This is a genomic window from Streptomyces sp. ME19-01-6, assembly GCF_033793745.1.
GTDB lineage: Bacteria > Actinomycetota > Actinomycetes > Streptomycetales > Streptomycetaceae > Streptomyces.
In genome coordinates this window covers 47,405-60,205 of sequence record NZ_JARAXF010000044.1, presented here as the reverse complement: position 1 = coordinate 60,205, position 12,801 = coordinate 47,405, and the positions used below count along the sequence as shown (strand labels likewise).

Sequence of the window (12,801 nt, the reverse complement as noted above, 5' to 3'; positions counted from 1 at the left end):
CTCAGGTGCCGTCGTGCTGTGCGGCAGCTTCCCTGTTCGCGCTGGACACGTGATGCGGGGCGGAGGACGGCCCGTCGCCGTCGGCTGTCGGATCGCCGATCCCGTCGGCGGCAGAGGGCTGCTTCAGGATCCGGCGTGCCCAGAAGACGGTGATCAGCGGACAGAGGATCGACGTCACCACAACCGACGAAGCGACGAGCACGGTCGCGTACTGGGCGGCCGGCGCGTAGACGGGATTGGCAGCCGCCACGATCGAGGGGACCACTGCCGCGTTGCCGGCGGTGGTCGCCGCTGCCAGGCCCGCAATGCCGTCGCCACCGCTCGCCTTGTCGGCCAGCAGCAGCGCTGCCCCGCCGACCAGCACCACGAACAGCCCCAGCCCGATCCCCAGCAGGCCGGCCTCCCAGACGGCGGTCAGGTTGAGCGTGAGTCCCAGTGACAGCCCGAGGAACGGCACGAGGGCCAGCACGGCGGGGGCCAGGAAGCGCCTCATCTCGGGATCGAGATTACCCAGGAGCATCCCGAGCACCAGGGGCAGAATCGCTCCCGCCAGGGTCTGCCAGGGGAAGGCGGACAGACCGGCGACGCCGAGCGTGACCATGGTGAGGAAGGGACCGGACTCCAGGCTCATGACGCTGTAGGCCCCGACGTCACGCTTGCGTCCGAACTGGGCCATCAGCGACATGTAGAGGCCGCCGTTGGTGTCGTTCAGCGCCGCCACGACCGCCAGCGTCGACAATCCCGCGAAGACTCCACCGCTGACCGGCGATTCGCCGAGGAACCTCCCCACGACGATACCGACGACCAACGCGAACAGGACCTTGGTCCCCAGCAGCACACCACCCTTCTTCGCGATGTAGGGCGTCGCCTTCACGTCCAGGGTCGCGCCCAAACACACATAGAAGACGGCCAGGATCGCGGGCAGGCCCGTGTACAGGGCTCCGGTGAAGGAGCCGAAGAACTCCCCGGAGCCCGGCGCCGCCGTGTGCACCACGGCTCCGACGAGCATGGGGACGAGCATCAGCCCGCCAGGCACCTTCTCAATGCCGGCTTTGATGGGCACAGCCATGGGGACCTCCGAACGGCGATGTTCGAATGAACATTGGGTGACTCGGACCGTAGCCACAGGGAGCGGGCAGGTCAATGGGTTCTCGCCACCGCTACCATCCGTATCGAGTCGAGCCCACCCGCGTGAGCGGGCGTCGCGACAGGCCGGAGCAGTCGCCGTAGTGTTCATATGAACACCGCTACGAAGGGGGGTGGCAGCATGGGTCACCCCTGGTTGAAGTCCAGGGCAGGAGGCCGGATAGCGTGATGAGCGTGGCTCAAGACGAGATGGAACCAGTGCGCAACTCCCGGCAGCGAGCCATCCTCAGTGCCCTGCAGGAATCCCGGCAGGTCGACGTCAACACACTCGCCGAGCGCTTCGGCGTGTCCGGTATGACGATCCGCCGCGACCTGACCGAGCTCGATCAAGCAGGGCTGTTGGACCGTGTCCATGGCGGCGCCGTGCCACGCCGGGCACCCGCCTACGGATCCAGGTCCTCGACGATGATGCCCGAGAAGTCGAAAATCGCGCGGGCCGTGGCGGACCTGGTCAAACCAGGTGCCTCAGTGGGTATCGACACAGGCACCACCTGCACCGCTGTCGCCGCAGAACTCGCCGTCCGGGACGATCTGACCGTGATCACCAACTCGCTCCACGCAGCGTTCGAACTGCGCGACACGAAGAGCCGGGTTCTCGTCCTGGGCGGGCTCATGACACCCGAACTGAGCCTGGTCGCTTCAACGGCCGCACAGGAACGGCCTCAAATCCATCTGGACCTGATGATCCTCGGCTGCGGAGGACTGTCCATCGACCGCGGGATCACCTACTTCGACCCCGCCGAAGTCGAGGTACGCCGCACACTTGTCGACCTCGCGGACCGGGTCGTGGTCGCCGCAGACCACACCAAGTTCGACCGCAAGAAGGCGATGGCCCTCGGCGACCTGTCGATCGTCGATGTCCTGGTCACCGACCAGCTGCCTCCCACTGAGCTGCGACCCGCGTTCGCGAAGGTCGTGGTCGCTCGGTAGCGCTCGAACCGACGGCGGCGCACACAGATTCCGGCCACCCCTCGTCCACCGCTGAGGCAGGAACCGCGACGGCCGCCGTGAGACGGAACAAAACAGCAGGTCACGTGTACCCGCGAAGGGCGGCTGCCTAGATCCCACAGCTCGATCAAGTCGCGCCGGAACTCTCGCGCCGGCGGCATTGCATGCGGGTGAGTACAGCACCGGCATGATCCGCCTCACTCCCGCCCCGGTCCCGCGCCGACTGCCGGTTCCCTGGCTGGGTTCCAGCTGGGCACCCCGGCCAGGACGATGTGAAGATCGCGCTCTCCCTCAGCGACGACGGCGTGCTGCGCAGCCTGGCAGGCGCCGGTGCCTGCCTCGGTATGGTGACCGTGTTCGGTGTGGCCCTGGGCGTACTGCCGCGTCATTCCGCCGGCGCCATCGCGGTAGCCTCACAAGTGAGCCACACTGACCAAGATCGGCACACGGCCGCGTCCAGGCGCTCACGTTTGTTTACGACTCCTGCCTCCTAACGGAGTCCTACGAGTAGGACTCCGTTAGGTCTTTCTGTCGGTCGTGTTCAGCGGCACGGTGAATGTGTGGACCAACATGACGTGAACCGTTTAGATGATGGACGGTCGCCGCAAGTCGATCCAGGCCATGGCCTCGCGGCTGCCGGACGGCAACGAGCAGAACCTGCAGCAGTTCGTGAACCAGTCCACATGGGATCCGGTGCCGGTGTGTCGGCGGATCGCCGAGCGGATGGTGCCGCAGATCGGCCCGGACGCCTGGGCGGTCGATGACGTGTCGTTCCCCAAGGACGGAAGGATGTCGGGTTTCCCTTGAACCGTCCTTTCCCGGCGGTGCGCGGGCTCGCCCGAGGACGGCGCCGGACGCTTCACCCTGTGCATGACGAAAACTCACAAACTTCCACGGGTACGGGAGTTCCTCCTCGGGAGTTGCCGACCATCTGGTCAGCGAGATTGACGGAGCTTCAGATCGCCCGGTCCGGCAGGTGCCTGGTCTGCCTGGTCTGCGTGGTGCGGATCGGCGACGGTCGCCGTGGACCCTTGCGTCGACGGGGTCGTTGATGCGGCAGTGGCGGCAGCGACTCCCGCCCGGCCCCCCGCCCGGCATCGCCGGCCCACGTCCCGGAACGACGCCGATCCAGGAGCTCCCCACACCGGCTCGCGCTCCATCTCGAGCACCGTCCTGCTCGTGCCCCGGCCAGCTGATGGGCGACTCCTCGGGGGCCCGGCGCAGCGACCCGAGCCGCGCCACCGTCCGGAGGTATTCGAGCCGTTCAGTCGGAATGAAAGGGGATCCCTATCAAGGCATCACTGATCCTTGGCACGGGTTACCCTCGACCAATTGCCACATCATCTGCTTAAATTCAGCGCATGAATCAGCTCCAGGACCTCACGCGGCGACGCCATGTCGACCTCGTGCGTGTGTCCAGCGGCCTCTGTTTGCCTCGCGCCGCCTGCTGAGCGAGCTCTCTTCTCGCGCCTTCCCGCAGTGACCCTCAGGTTTCAGCTGCCCGCAGCCGGGCTGCGTCCTTCCTGATCTGCCGCCGCTCCGGCGTCTCTTTTCTCTTCTCCCCCACGCAGCCATCACCTGCCCGTTTCCACCACCTCGGTCGGAGCGGGACGGCAGCCCATGCCCGGCGTTCCGGTGCGAGCTGCTGCCATCCTGCCCTCTGCGAAGGAGTCCTCATGTCCACCGTGCTCTCCGTCTCGGGAAGCCCGTCAGCAACCTCCCGCACCGGTCGCCTGCTGCGCCACCTCGACGTACGCCTGGCCGAGCAGGGACACCGTGTGATCCCGCTCGACGTGCGCGCACTGCCCGCAGAGGCGCTGCTGGGGGCCGACCCCGGACACCCCGCGATCCAGGGCGCGGCCCGGCTGTTCGAGCAGGCCGACGGCGTGGTGATAGGAACGCCCGTCTACAAGGCCGCCTACTCCGGTCTGCTCAAGTCCCTCATGGACCTGCTGCCCCAGTACGCCCTCGCCGGCAAGGCGGTGCTCCCGCTGGCCACAGGCGGCAGCCCGGCGCATGTCCTGGCCGTGGACTACGCACTGCGGCCGGTGCTCACCGCCATGGGCGCCGACCATGTGCTGCCCGGCTGGTTCGTGGTCGACAAGCACATCGCGGTCGACCCGGGCGGCGCGGTCACCGTCCAGGAGGACACCGCCCGCGAGGTCCACCGGGTCACCGACGCCTTCTCGGCCGCGCTCGCCACCCGCCACCACGCCCTCGCCGCGGCCTGATCCTTCGGGCCGGGCTCCGAACCACCCCCTAGCGCCTTCTGAAGGACTCCATGCCCCGCATCCAGTCACCTGTTCGGCCGTCACGCTTCACCGCTACTGCAATGTGCATGCCAAGCCCTATCGCGTATGGCACCCGGTGCGCGCTCCGCGATACCACCCACTTCGGGGCGCCCGACAACCGGCTCGTCGGCACAGCCGCGCAGATCGCCGAGCGGCCCTCCGCCGGCCCCGACGGCATCAGCCTCATCAACTTCATCAGCCACGAGATGCCCGGCTCTCGCGAAGACCTCTCCGCCCAGGGCGACCGGCTGCCCGCCCGCCACGAGGCCGCCCGCTGCCGCGGCGCCCTCAGCAAGGCAGTTGGCCCGAGGACCGAGCAGGGGGCCCTCGCGTGAGCACACGGAAGAAGCGACTCATCCTCAACCTGTTCGAGATGAACTGCGTCAGCCATATCACCCACGGCCTGTGGCGGCTGCCGGACAACAACCGCGAGCGGTTCAACGACATCGAGTACTGGACCGAGTTGGCCCAGCTGCTGGAGAAGGGCGGCTTCGACGCCGTCTTCCTCGCCGACGTCGTCGGCACCTACGACACCTTCCGCGGCTCGGCGGCGACCGCCGTCAAGCAGGGTCTGCAGATCCCCAACAACGACCCGGCGCTCGTCGTACCGGCCATGGCCGCCGTGACGAAGCACCTCGGTTTCGGGATCACCTTCTCCACGACGTACGAGCCGCCGTTCGCCTGGGCCCGCCGGGCGAGCACGCTCGACCACCTCACCAAGGGGCGTGTCGGCTGGAACATCGTCACGTCCTACCTGCCCAACGCCGCCCGCAACCACGGGCTGCCGGACGAGGTCGAGCACAGCATCCGGTTCGAGATCGCCGACGAGTACCTCGACGTGCTCTACAAGCTCTGGGAGGGCAGCTGGGACGACGACGCGATCATCGCCGACCGCGAGCACAACGTCTTCGCGGATCCGGCGAAGATCCGCCCGATCGACCACGTCGGCAAGCACTTCCAGGTCGAGGGCCCCCACCTGCCCAGCCCGAGCCGCCAGCGCACTCCGGTGCTCTTCACCGCGACCCGGTCGGCCGACGGCATCGCCTTCGCCGGCAAGCACTCCGAGGTCGTCTTCACCGGCGGCAACACCCCCGATGCCGTCAAGCAGTTGGTCGCCGACCTCAAGCAGGCCGCCGTCGACGCCGGCCGGACCCGCGACGACCTCAAGGTGATCACCACGGCAGGCGTCATCGTCGCGCCGACCGAGGAGGAGGCGCGCGCCAAGGCCGCTCGCTTCCAGGAGCTCTCCGACCCCGAGGGCTACCTCGCCCACAGCGGACTCCCGTGGGACCCGACCGCGTTCCCGCCCGAGACCCGGCTCGCCGACGTCGCCGACGTCGCCGTCGAGAACGGCAGTGCCGGCCACTGGCGGCAGCTCACGTCCGACGGAACCGTCGGGGAGTTCCTCGCCGGCTTCGGCGACATCTCCAGCCACCCGCTCTGGGTCGTCGGCACTCCCGAGCAGGCGGCCGACGCGATCGAGCACTGGCTCGACGACCTCGATCTCGACGGCATCAACCTGCTCCAGTACCACACCTTCGACACGGCGAAGGACTTCATCGAACTCGTCGTGCCCGTCCTACAGGCCCGGGGCCGGCTGCGCACCTCGTACGACGAGTCCGAGTCGCTCCGCGACCGAGTCTTCGGCCGCGGCGACCGACTTCCTCCCAACCACCACGCCACCCGCTACCGCGGCGGCAAGAACCTCCCGCCCCCCGAGGGCATCTCGGACCCCGACCCCACGCCCCACCACATTGAAGAGAAAGCCGGCTGATGTCCTACTTCACCAGACCCCGTCTCGCCGTCGCCACCTCCGGCGTCCTGCTCGCGAGCCTCTTGCTGGCAGGCTGCGGCAGCGGCTCGTCGGCCGGCAGCACCGACGGCAAGCCCGTCCAGGGCGGCACCCTCACCTACGCGCACGTCCAGGAGCCGCCCTGCATCTTCGGCGGCTGGATCCAGCAGGCCTACATCTCCCGCCAGGTCCTCGACGCGCTCGTGACCGAGGACGAGGGCGGCAGCATCAAGCCGTGGCTCGCCACCTCGTGGAAGACCTCGACCGACGGCCTGACCTACACCTTCGCCCTCAAGGAGGGCGTGAAGTTCACCGACGGCACCCCGGTCGACGCCAAGGCCGTCGCCTACAACTTCGAGCAGTTCGAGAACACTGACCTCAACGGCACCGCCAAGGTGTCGATCGATCCGTACTACAAGAAGGCCGAGGCGATCGACGACACCCACGTCGCCATTCACCTCAACAAGCCCTACCCCGAGTTCCTCCGCATGATCACACAGGGCTACTTCGGCATCCAGTCCGAGCACGCGCTCAAGACCCGGACGAAGGAGCAGAACTGCGAGCAGCCGATCGGCTCCGGCGCCTTCACGGTCGAGAAGTGGAACAAGGGCCAGAACGTCGTCTTCAAGAAGAACCCCGACTACACTTCGTGGCCCGCGACCGCGAAGCACCACGGCCCGGCGTACGTCGACAAGATCGACTGGAAGTTCGTCGCCGACGGCACCTCGCGCTACGCCTCGCTCACCACCGGCCAGTCCGACGTGATCTACGAGGTCCCGACGGTGAACTGGAAGGACGCCCAGTCCAAGTTCAAGAACACGATCCGTTACATCACCCCGGGCCACCCGGTCTCGTTCTACCTCAACACCGAGAAGGGGCCGTTCAAGGACAAGCTCGTCCGTCAGGCCTTCGCCCACGCCGCCGACCGCAAGTCGGCGGTCGAGGCGGGCTTCCACGGCGTGATCCCCTACGAGCCCAACCCCGCGGTCTCGCAGTCGACTCCCGGCTACCTCGGCACCGACCCGTACTCCTACGACCCCGACAAGTCCGCCCAACTGCTGAAGCAGGCCGGCTGGACCAAGGGTTCCGACGGGATCTACGCCAAGGAGGGCAAGAAGCTGAGCATCCAGCTCGTCTACGGCGCGGGCTACATATTCACCAGCGAGGGCGCGACCGTCCTGCAGGCGCTGCAGGAGCAGTGGAAGCAGAACGGTTTCGACGTCACCCTCGTCCCGGCCACCCAGGCCGAAGCGTGGGGCGGCAAGTACAGCGGCCCGGACGGCTACGACGCCCAGCCGTCGTACTGGACCAGCCCCAGCCCGGCGATCCTCTGGATCGTCTGGCGTGAGTCCACCAAGGACAACCCGAACGGCAACAACCAGTCGTTCTACAACAACTCGACGCTCACAAAGCTGATCGACAAGGCCAACACGAACACCGACACCACTGCCGGGTTCAACGAGTACAAGCAGGCCCAGAAGATCATCAACGACGACGCCGCCGGCATCGGCCTCTACACCCAGAACACGCTGATCGCCGTCTCGGACAAGCTCCACGACTTCTGGGTCGAGAAGAGCCAGGGCGAGCCGGTCTTCTCCGACGCGTACTTCACCAGCAAGCAGTGATTCGAGGTCTGTCATGACTGCCATCACCCCTGACCCGGCGTCGCTCGTGACGCCGAGGCGGCCCGCGTGGGCAACCGCGCCGGCCGCCCGCAGGGCCGCCGTCAAGATCGTCTCGGCGGTCGGCGTGCTCCTCGCGGCGGCCTCCGTGGCCTGGATCGCCCAGATCCTGATCCCGGGCGACCGTGCGACGGCCATCCTCAACATGCGCAACGGCAAGCAGCAGAACTACACCTCAGCCGAACTGGCGCCGGTGAAGCACGAGTTCGGCCTCGACCACCCGCTGGTCTCGCAGTGGCTGCACTACATCGGCGGCTTCTTCCAAGGCGACCTCGGCACGTCGTACACGCAGTACACGCCGGTCACTAAGGTGATCGGCGCCCAGATCGTGCCGAGCCTCGTCCTGACCGTCTCGGCACTCGTCGTGGCCTGGGTGATCGCGCTCGCGGTCTCGCTGCTCACCGTGAAGCGCAGCCGGGCCCTCGAAGGACTCGGCTCGGTCTTCGAGGCGTTCACCGCGAGCCTGCCGCACTACTGGGTGGGCGTCATCCTGCTGGTGATCTTCGCGGTGAAGATCCCGGTCTTCCCCGTCATCAGCGGCTCGGGCTTCTGGGGCCTCGTCCTCCCGGTGCTCACCCTGGCGATCCCGCTCAGCGGTTTCCTGGGGCAGGTCATCCGTGACGAGCTCGACAAGGTCCTCGACCAGCCGTTCGTCACCACCGCCCGTACCCGGGGCATGGGCGACACCGCCGTACGCCTCAAGCACGCCCTGCGGCACGCGGTCCTGCCGGCGGTCACTCTCTCGGGCTGGGCGCTCGGCGCGCTCGTCTCGGGCGCGGTCATCGTCGAGAACATCTACGGGCGGCCCGGCATCGGCATGGTCCTCAACACCGCGGTCAGCACTCGCGACGTCCCGACCGTCGCCGGCGTCGTCGTGGTGGTGGCCGCGCTCTACATCGCCGCCAACCTCCTCGTCGATCTCGCCTACACCGTCATCGACCCAAGGTTGCGTGCCTCATGACGACCGTCTCGCTCGACCCGATCAGCGCCGAAGTGGTCGAGCCCCGGCGAGCCGTCCGCTGGAACCTCGGCCTCGGCGCCACCCTCTCGGCCGTGTTCATCGCGCTCGTCGTGCTGGCCGCGATCGCGCCCGGCGTGCTCGCCTCCACGACGCCGACCCACATCGACCTGACCAACCCCCTCGCCGCGCCGTCGTGGCACCACCTCTTCGGCACCGACGAGGCCGGCCGCGACGTCTTCAGCCGAGTCGTCCACGGCACCAGGCTCTCCCTCGGGATCGGCCTCGGCGCCACCGCGATCGCCATGGGCCTGGCCATCGTGCTCGGCTTCGTCTCGGCGCTCGCCGGCGGCGTGGTCGACACGATCATCACCCGCGTCCTGGAGGTCTTCTTCGCCTTCCCGTCCCTGCTGGCGGCGCTGCTCGTGATCTCCGTCTTCGGGCCGTCGGCCACGACGTCGATCTTCGCGGTCGGGATCAGCTCCATGCCCGGCTACGCCCGCATGGTGCGCGGCCAGGTGCTCAACGTGCGCCAGGCCGGCTACATCGAGTCGGCCCACGCACTGGGCCACAGCAGACGGACGGTCCTGACCCACCATCTCTTCCCCAACGCCATGCGCCCGCTGGTCGCGGTCGTCACCCTCGGCGTCGGCCAGTCCATCGTGTGGGCCTCGTCCCTGGCCTTCCTCGGTCTGGGCGTCCCGCCGCCGAACCCCGAGTGGGGCGCGCTCCTCGACTCCGGGCGCAACTACATCACCACCCAGTGGTGGCTGGAGGTCCTCCCCGGCCTCGTGATCGTGCTCTTCGCCATCTCGGTCACCACCCTCGGCCGGGCGATCCAACAGCGACTGGAAGGAGCGGCCCGATGACCGTTCCGCTGCGCACCACCAAAACCGCAGCCGACGACACCGGCACCGGAACAGACACCGGCACGGAAACCGAAACCGAAACCGGCACCGGTACCGGTGAGGCCGCCGTGGCCCACCGGCCCGCCCGTCCCGACGGGTCGGCCACCGAGGCGCCGCTCCTCGCCGTCGAGGGGCTCCACGTCCGGTTCGGCGACCGTGAGGTCGTCCACGGCATCTCCTTCTCCGCCCACCCGGGCCGCTGCCTGGCGATCGTGGGGGAGTCCGGCTCCGGCAAGTCCGTCACCGCCCGTGCGCTCGTCGGTCTCACCGGCGGCAACTCGCGGGTGAGCGCCGACCGGATCGCGCTCGACGACCTCGACTTCACCCGCCGCAGCGAGCGTTCCTGGCGCGGGATCCGGGGCAAGAAGATCGGCTTCGTCCTCCAGGACGCGCTCGTCTCCCTCGACCAGCTCCGCAAGGTCGGTGACGAGGTGGCGGAGCCGCTCAAGCTCCACGGCGTCGGCACCAGGGCGTCGCGCAAGGCCAAGGCGATCGAGCTCCTCGCCTCGGTCGGCGTGCCCGAGCCCGAGGTGAAGGTGCGCCAGCGGCCCTACGAGCTGTCCGGTGGCCTGCGGCAGCGCACGCTCATCGCCAGCGCGATCGCCCTGGACCCGCCGCTGCTCATCGCCGACGAACCGACGACGGCCCTCGACGTCACCATCCAGGCCCAGATCCTCGACCTGCTCATCGAGGCCAAGGAGCGCGGCCAGGCGATCATCCTGATCAGCCACGACCTCTCCGTCGTGGCCCGCCTCGCCGACGACATCGCGGTGATGAAGGACGGCAGGATCGTCGAGCAGGGTCCCGCGCACGAGATCCTGCACAACGCGCAACACCCCTACACCCAGGCGCTCCTCGACGCGGTGCCGTCGGAACACACCCGCGGCCAGCGGTTGGTGAAGCCCGCCCCGGACGCCGTCGGCTCGCCCTCCGTCCGCACCCGCAAGCCGATCGACCGGGGCCGCCCGGTCATCGAGGCCCGCCACCTCACCAAGGTCTACACCGGCCCTGACAAGATCGACCGCACCGTCGTCGACGACGTCTCCTTCGAGCTCTTCCAGGGCGAGACCCTCGGCATCGTCGGCGAGTCCGGCTCCGGCAAGACCACCACCGCCCGGATCGCGCTGTCCCTGATCAGCCCGACCTCCGGCGAGGTGCTGCTGCACGGCCGGCCGTGGTCGAGCCTCGCCCAGACACAGCGTCGCCCGCTGCGCCCCCGGATCGGCGTGGTCTACCAGGACCCGCTGAGCTCCTTCGACCCCCGGTGGTCGGTCGGACGCGTCCTCACGGACGCGCTGGCCACCGGGCCCAACCCTCCCTCCTCGCGCGCGGAGGCACGCGAGAGGGCCGTCAGGCTCCTGGAGCAGGTCAGGCTCCGCGAGGAGCACTTCGACTCGGCCCCGCTGCGCCTGTCGGGAGGCCAGCGCCAACGCGTCGCCATCGCACGGGCGTTGGCCCCCGAGCCCGGCATCATCGTCTGCGACGAGCCGGTGTCGGCCCTCGACGTCTCGATCCAGGCACAGGTCCTCGACCTGCTCACGGACCTCCAGGACGAACTCGGCGTCTCCTACCTCTTCATCTCCCACGACCTCGGTGTGATCCACCACATGAGCGACCGGATCCTCGTGATGAAGGACGGCAAGGTCGTCGAGGCGGGCACCGCCGACGACGTCTTCGAGCACCCGCAGCACGACTACACCCAGCGGCTCCTCACCGCCCTCCCCCGGATCTCGCAGTCATGAGCGGCGACACCCTCAACGGGGGGATCACCGACGCGGAGCTCGACGAGCGGTTCGGACCAGTCTTCGAGAAGATCGCCCTCGGCGCGATCGACCGCGAGGCCGACCACCGGCTGCCGTACGACGAGGTGAAGGCGCTCCGGACGGCGGGCTTCGGCCGGGTCCGGGTGCCCGTGGAGTTCGGGGGACTGGGCGCGACCCTGCCGCAGTTCTTCCGCCTGCTCATCGCGCTGGCCGAGGCGGACTCCAATCTGCCGCAGCTGTGGCGGGGCCACATCGGCTTCGTCGAGTCACGGCTGGTGCACGAGGACCCGGAGGTTCAAGAGCGCTGGCTGCGGCGGATCTCGGAGGGCGCCGTCGTGGGCAACGCCCAGTCGGAGCAGGGCAACAGCTCCTTCTGGGAGAGCGCCACCACCGTCCACGCGGTCGGCTCCGGCGACGACGCCGGCTGGTCGCTGAGCGGCAAGAAGTTCTACTCCACCGGGAGTCTCTTCGCCGACTGGATTCAGACGACCGCGACGCTCGGCGCCGAGCACAGTGCCAACGTCCTGGTCCCGGCGAACGCCCCAGGTGTGCGCAGGATCGACGACTGGGACGGCTTCGGCCAGCGCCTCACCGGCTCGGGCACGACGATCTTCGACGACGTCCGGACCCCGCCCGAGGACGTCGAGGTGTATCCCAACGGGTTCTTCCCCGGGACGACGCTGCACGCGGTCTTCCAGCTCATCCACCTCGCCACGCTGTCGGGTGTCGCGCGGGCGTCCGTCCGCGACATCATCGCCTTCGTCAACCAGCGTGGGCGCAACCTCACCAACCCGCAGTACCCCAAGCCTCGGCTCGACCCGCAGATCCAGCAGGTCGTCGGACGCGTCCGGTCGAAGTCCTTCGCCGCCCAGGCGACCACACTGGCCGCCGTCGACGAACTCGACCGGGTGCACCGGGCCCAGCTCGCGCACGAGGCCACCCCCGAGCTCTTCGACGCCGTGGACCTCGCGGCCTTCACGGCCCAGACGGCGGTCGTCGAGCTCGTCCTCGACCTGACGACGGAGATCTTCGAGGTCGGCGGCGCGTCGGCGGTGACCTCGCGCTTCCGCCTCGACCGGTACTGGCGCAACGCCCGCACGCTGGCCTCGCACAACCCCTTGATCTACCGCCAGACGATCGTGGGCGACGCGGCGCTCAACGGCACCTCGCCGAGCGAGTGGATCTCCCGCACTTGGCAGGCTACGCAGGCAAACCGGACGAACCGGGCGACCGAGGCTGGCCAGGTCAACCAGGTGACCGAGGCTGACCAGGCGAGTCGGGCGAGTCGGGCGAGCAGCCGATGAGCGAGAAGA

The 12,801-nt window shown here is 68.6% G+C and carries 11 protein-coding genes and 2 pseudogenes; 12 read left to right on the top strand and 1 reads right to left on the bottom strand.

Annotated elements, in window-relative coordinates; genetic code table 11:
* Window position 1: 1 nt before the first annotated feature.
* Window positions 2-1,069, bottom strand: coding sequence for a 2-keto-3-deoxygluconate permease (locus PV419_RS48210; RefSeq protein ID WP_319700078.1), 1,068 nt, complete (start codon window positions 1,067-1,069; stop codon window positions 2-4).
* A 251-nt stretch (window positions 1,070-1,320) separates the two neighbouring features.
* On the opposite strand from PV419_RS48210, the gene PV419_RS48205 reads away from it, so the two are divergent.
* The 12 genes and pseudogenes from PV419_RS48205 (at window position 1,321) to PV419_RS48160 (ending at window position 12,792) form a co-directional block, all read left to right on the top strand.
* Window positions 1,321-2,076: a DeoR/GlpR family DNA-binding transcription regulator gene (locus PV419_RS48205; RefSeq protein ID WP_319700076.1), complete on the top strand. Its 756-nt coding sequence runs from the start codon at window positions 1,321-1,323 to the stop codon at window positions 2,074-2,076.
* 184 nt (window positions 2,077-2,260) lie between these two features.
* Window positions 2,261-2,501, top strand: a pseudogene (locus PV419_RS53620) (ABC transporter permease); the annotation flags it as partial.
* Window positions 2,502-2,682: 181 nt separating this feature from the next.
* A pseudogene (locus PV419_RS48200) lies at window positions 2,683-2,889 on the top strand (transposase); the annotation flags it as partial.
* 566 nt (window positions 2,890-3,455) lie between these two features.
* On the top strand, window positions 3,456-3,545 hold the full coding sequence (locus PV419_RS53615; protein WP_415925538.1) for a putative leader peptide: 90 nt from the start codon (window positions 3,456-3,458) through the stop codon (window positions 3,543-3,545).
* Between the two features lie 225 nt (window positions 3,546-3,770).
* Entirely contained in the window at window positions 3,771-4,325 is a 555-nt protein-coding gene (gene ssuE, locus PV419_RS48195) for an NADPH-dependent FMN reductase (protein ID WP_319700074.1), read from the top strand.
* A 107-nt stretch (window positions 4,326-4,432) separates the two neighbouring features.
* Entirely contained in the window at window positions 4,433-4,720 is a 288-nt protein-coding gene (locus PV419_RS48190) for a hypothetical protein (protein ID WP_319700072.1), read from the top strand.
* The gene (locus PV419_RS48185; protein ID WP_319700070.1) at window positions 4,717-6,159 is read left to right on the top strand and encodes an LLM class flavin-dependent oxidoreductase; all 1,443 of its coding nucleotides are present in this window, start codon (window positions 4,717-4,719) and stop codon (window positions 6,157-6,159) included. Before PV419_RS48190 ends, PV419_RS48185 begins: the two co-directional genes overlap by 4 nt.
* Window positions 6,159-7,802: an ABC transporter substrate-binding protein gene (locus PV419_RS48180; protein WP_319700068.1), complete on the top strand. Its 1,644-nt coding sequence runs from the start codon at window positions 6,159-6,161 to the stop codon at window positions 7,800-7,802. Before PV419_RS48185 ends, PV419_RS48180 begins: the two co-directional genes overlap by 1 nt.
* A 13-nt stretch (window positions 7,803-7,815) precedes the next feature.
* Entirely contained in the window at window positions 7,816-8,820 is a 1,005-nt protein-coding gene (locus PV419_RS48175) for an ABC transporter permease (RefSeq protein WP_319700067.1), read from the top strand.
* Window positions 8,817-9,686 (top strand): ABC transporter permease, encoded by an 870-nt coding sequence (locus tag PV419_RS48170; protein WP_319700065.1) that lies wholly within the window; start codon window positions 8,817-8,819, stop codon window positions 9,684-9,686. The genes PV419_RS48175 and PV419_RS48170 overlap by 4 nt, the downstream gene beginning before the upstream one ends.
* Entirely contained in the window at window positions 9,683-11,467 is a 1,785-nt protein-coding gene (locus tag PV419_RS48165; RefSeq protein WP_319700064.1) for an ABC transporter ATP-binding protein, read from the top strand. Before PV419_RS48170 ends, PV419_RS48165 begins: the two co-directional genes overlap by 4 nt.
* Window positions 11,464-12,792, top strand: a complete 1,329-nt coding sequence (locus PV419_RS48160; RefSeq protein WP_319700063.1) for an acyl-CoA dehydrogenase family protein — start codon at window positions 11,464-11,466, stop codon at window positions 12,790-12,792. Before PV419_RS48165 ends, PV419_RS48160 begins: the two co-directional genes overlap by 4 nt.
* The last annotated feature ends 9 nt before the right edge of the window (window positions 12,793-12,801 follow it).

What these genes read in the sequence shown, in the direction of transcription:
- PV419_RS48160 (WP_319700063.1), top strand. Translation starts at nt 11,464, where the DNA reads ATGAGCGGCGACACCCTCAACGGGGGGATCACCGACGCGGAGCTCGAC.
- PV419_RS48165 (WP_319700064.1), top strand. Translation starts at nt 9,683, where the DNA reads ATGACCGTTCCGCTGCGCACCACCAAAACCGCAGCCGACGACACCGGC.
- PV419_RS48175 (WP_319700067.1), top strand. Translation starts at nt 7,816, where the DNA reads ATGACTGCCATCACCCCTGACCCGGCGTCGCTCGTGACGCCGAGGCGG.
- PV419_RS48180 (WP_319700068.1), top strand. Translation starts at nt 6,159, where the DNA reads ATGTCCTACTTCACCAGACCCCGTCTCGCCGTCGCCACCTCCGGCGTC.
- PV419_RS48170 (WP_319700065.1), top strand. Translation starts at nt 8,817, where the DNA reads ATGACGACCGTCTCGCTCGACCCGATCAGCGCCGAAGTGGTCGAGCCC.
- PV419_RS48210 (WP_319700078.1), bottom strand. Translation starts at nt 1,069, where the DNA reads ATGGCTGTGCCCATCAAAGCCGGCATTGAGAAGGTGCCTGGCGGGCTG.
- PV419_RS53615 (WP_415925538.1), top strand. Translation starts at nt 3,456, where the DNA reads ATGAATCAGCTCCAGGACCTCACGCGGCGACGCCATGTCGACCTCGTG.
- ssuE (WP_319700074.1), top strand. Translation starts at nt 3,771, where the DNA reads ATGTCCACCGTGCTCTCCGTCTCGGGAAGCCCGTCAGCAACCTCCCGC.
- PV419_RS48190 (WP_319700072.1), top strand. Translation starts at nt 4,433, where the DNA reads ATGCCAAGCCCTATCGCGTATGGCACCCGGTGCGCGCTCCGCGATACC.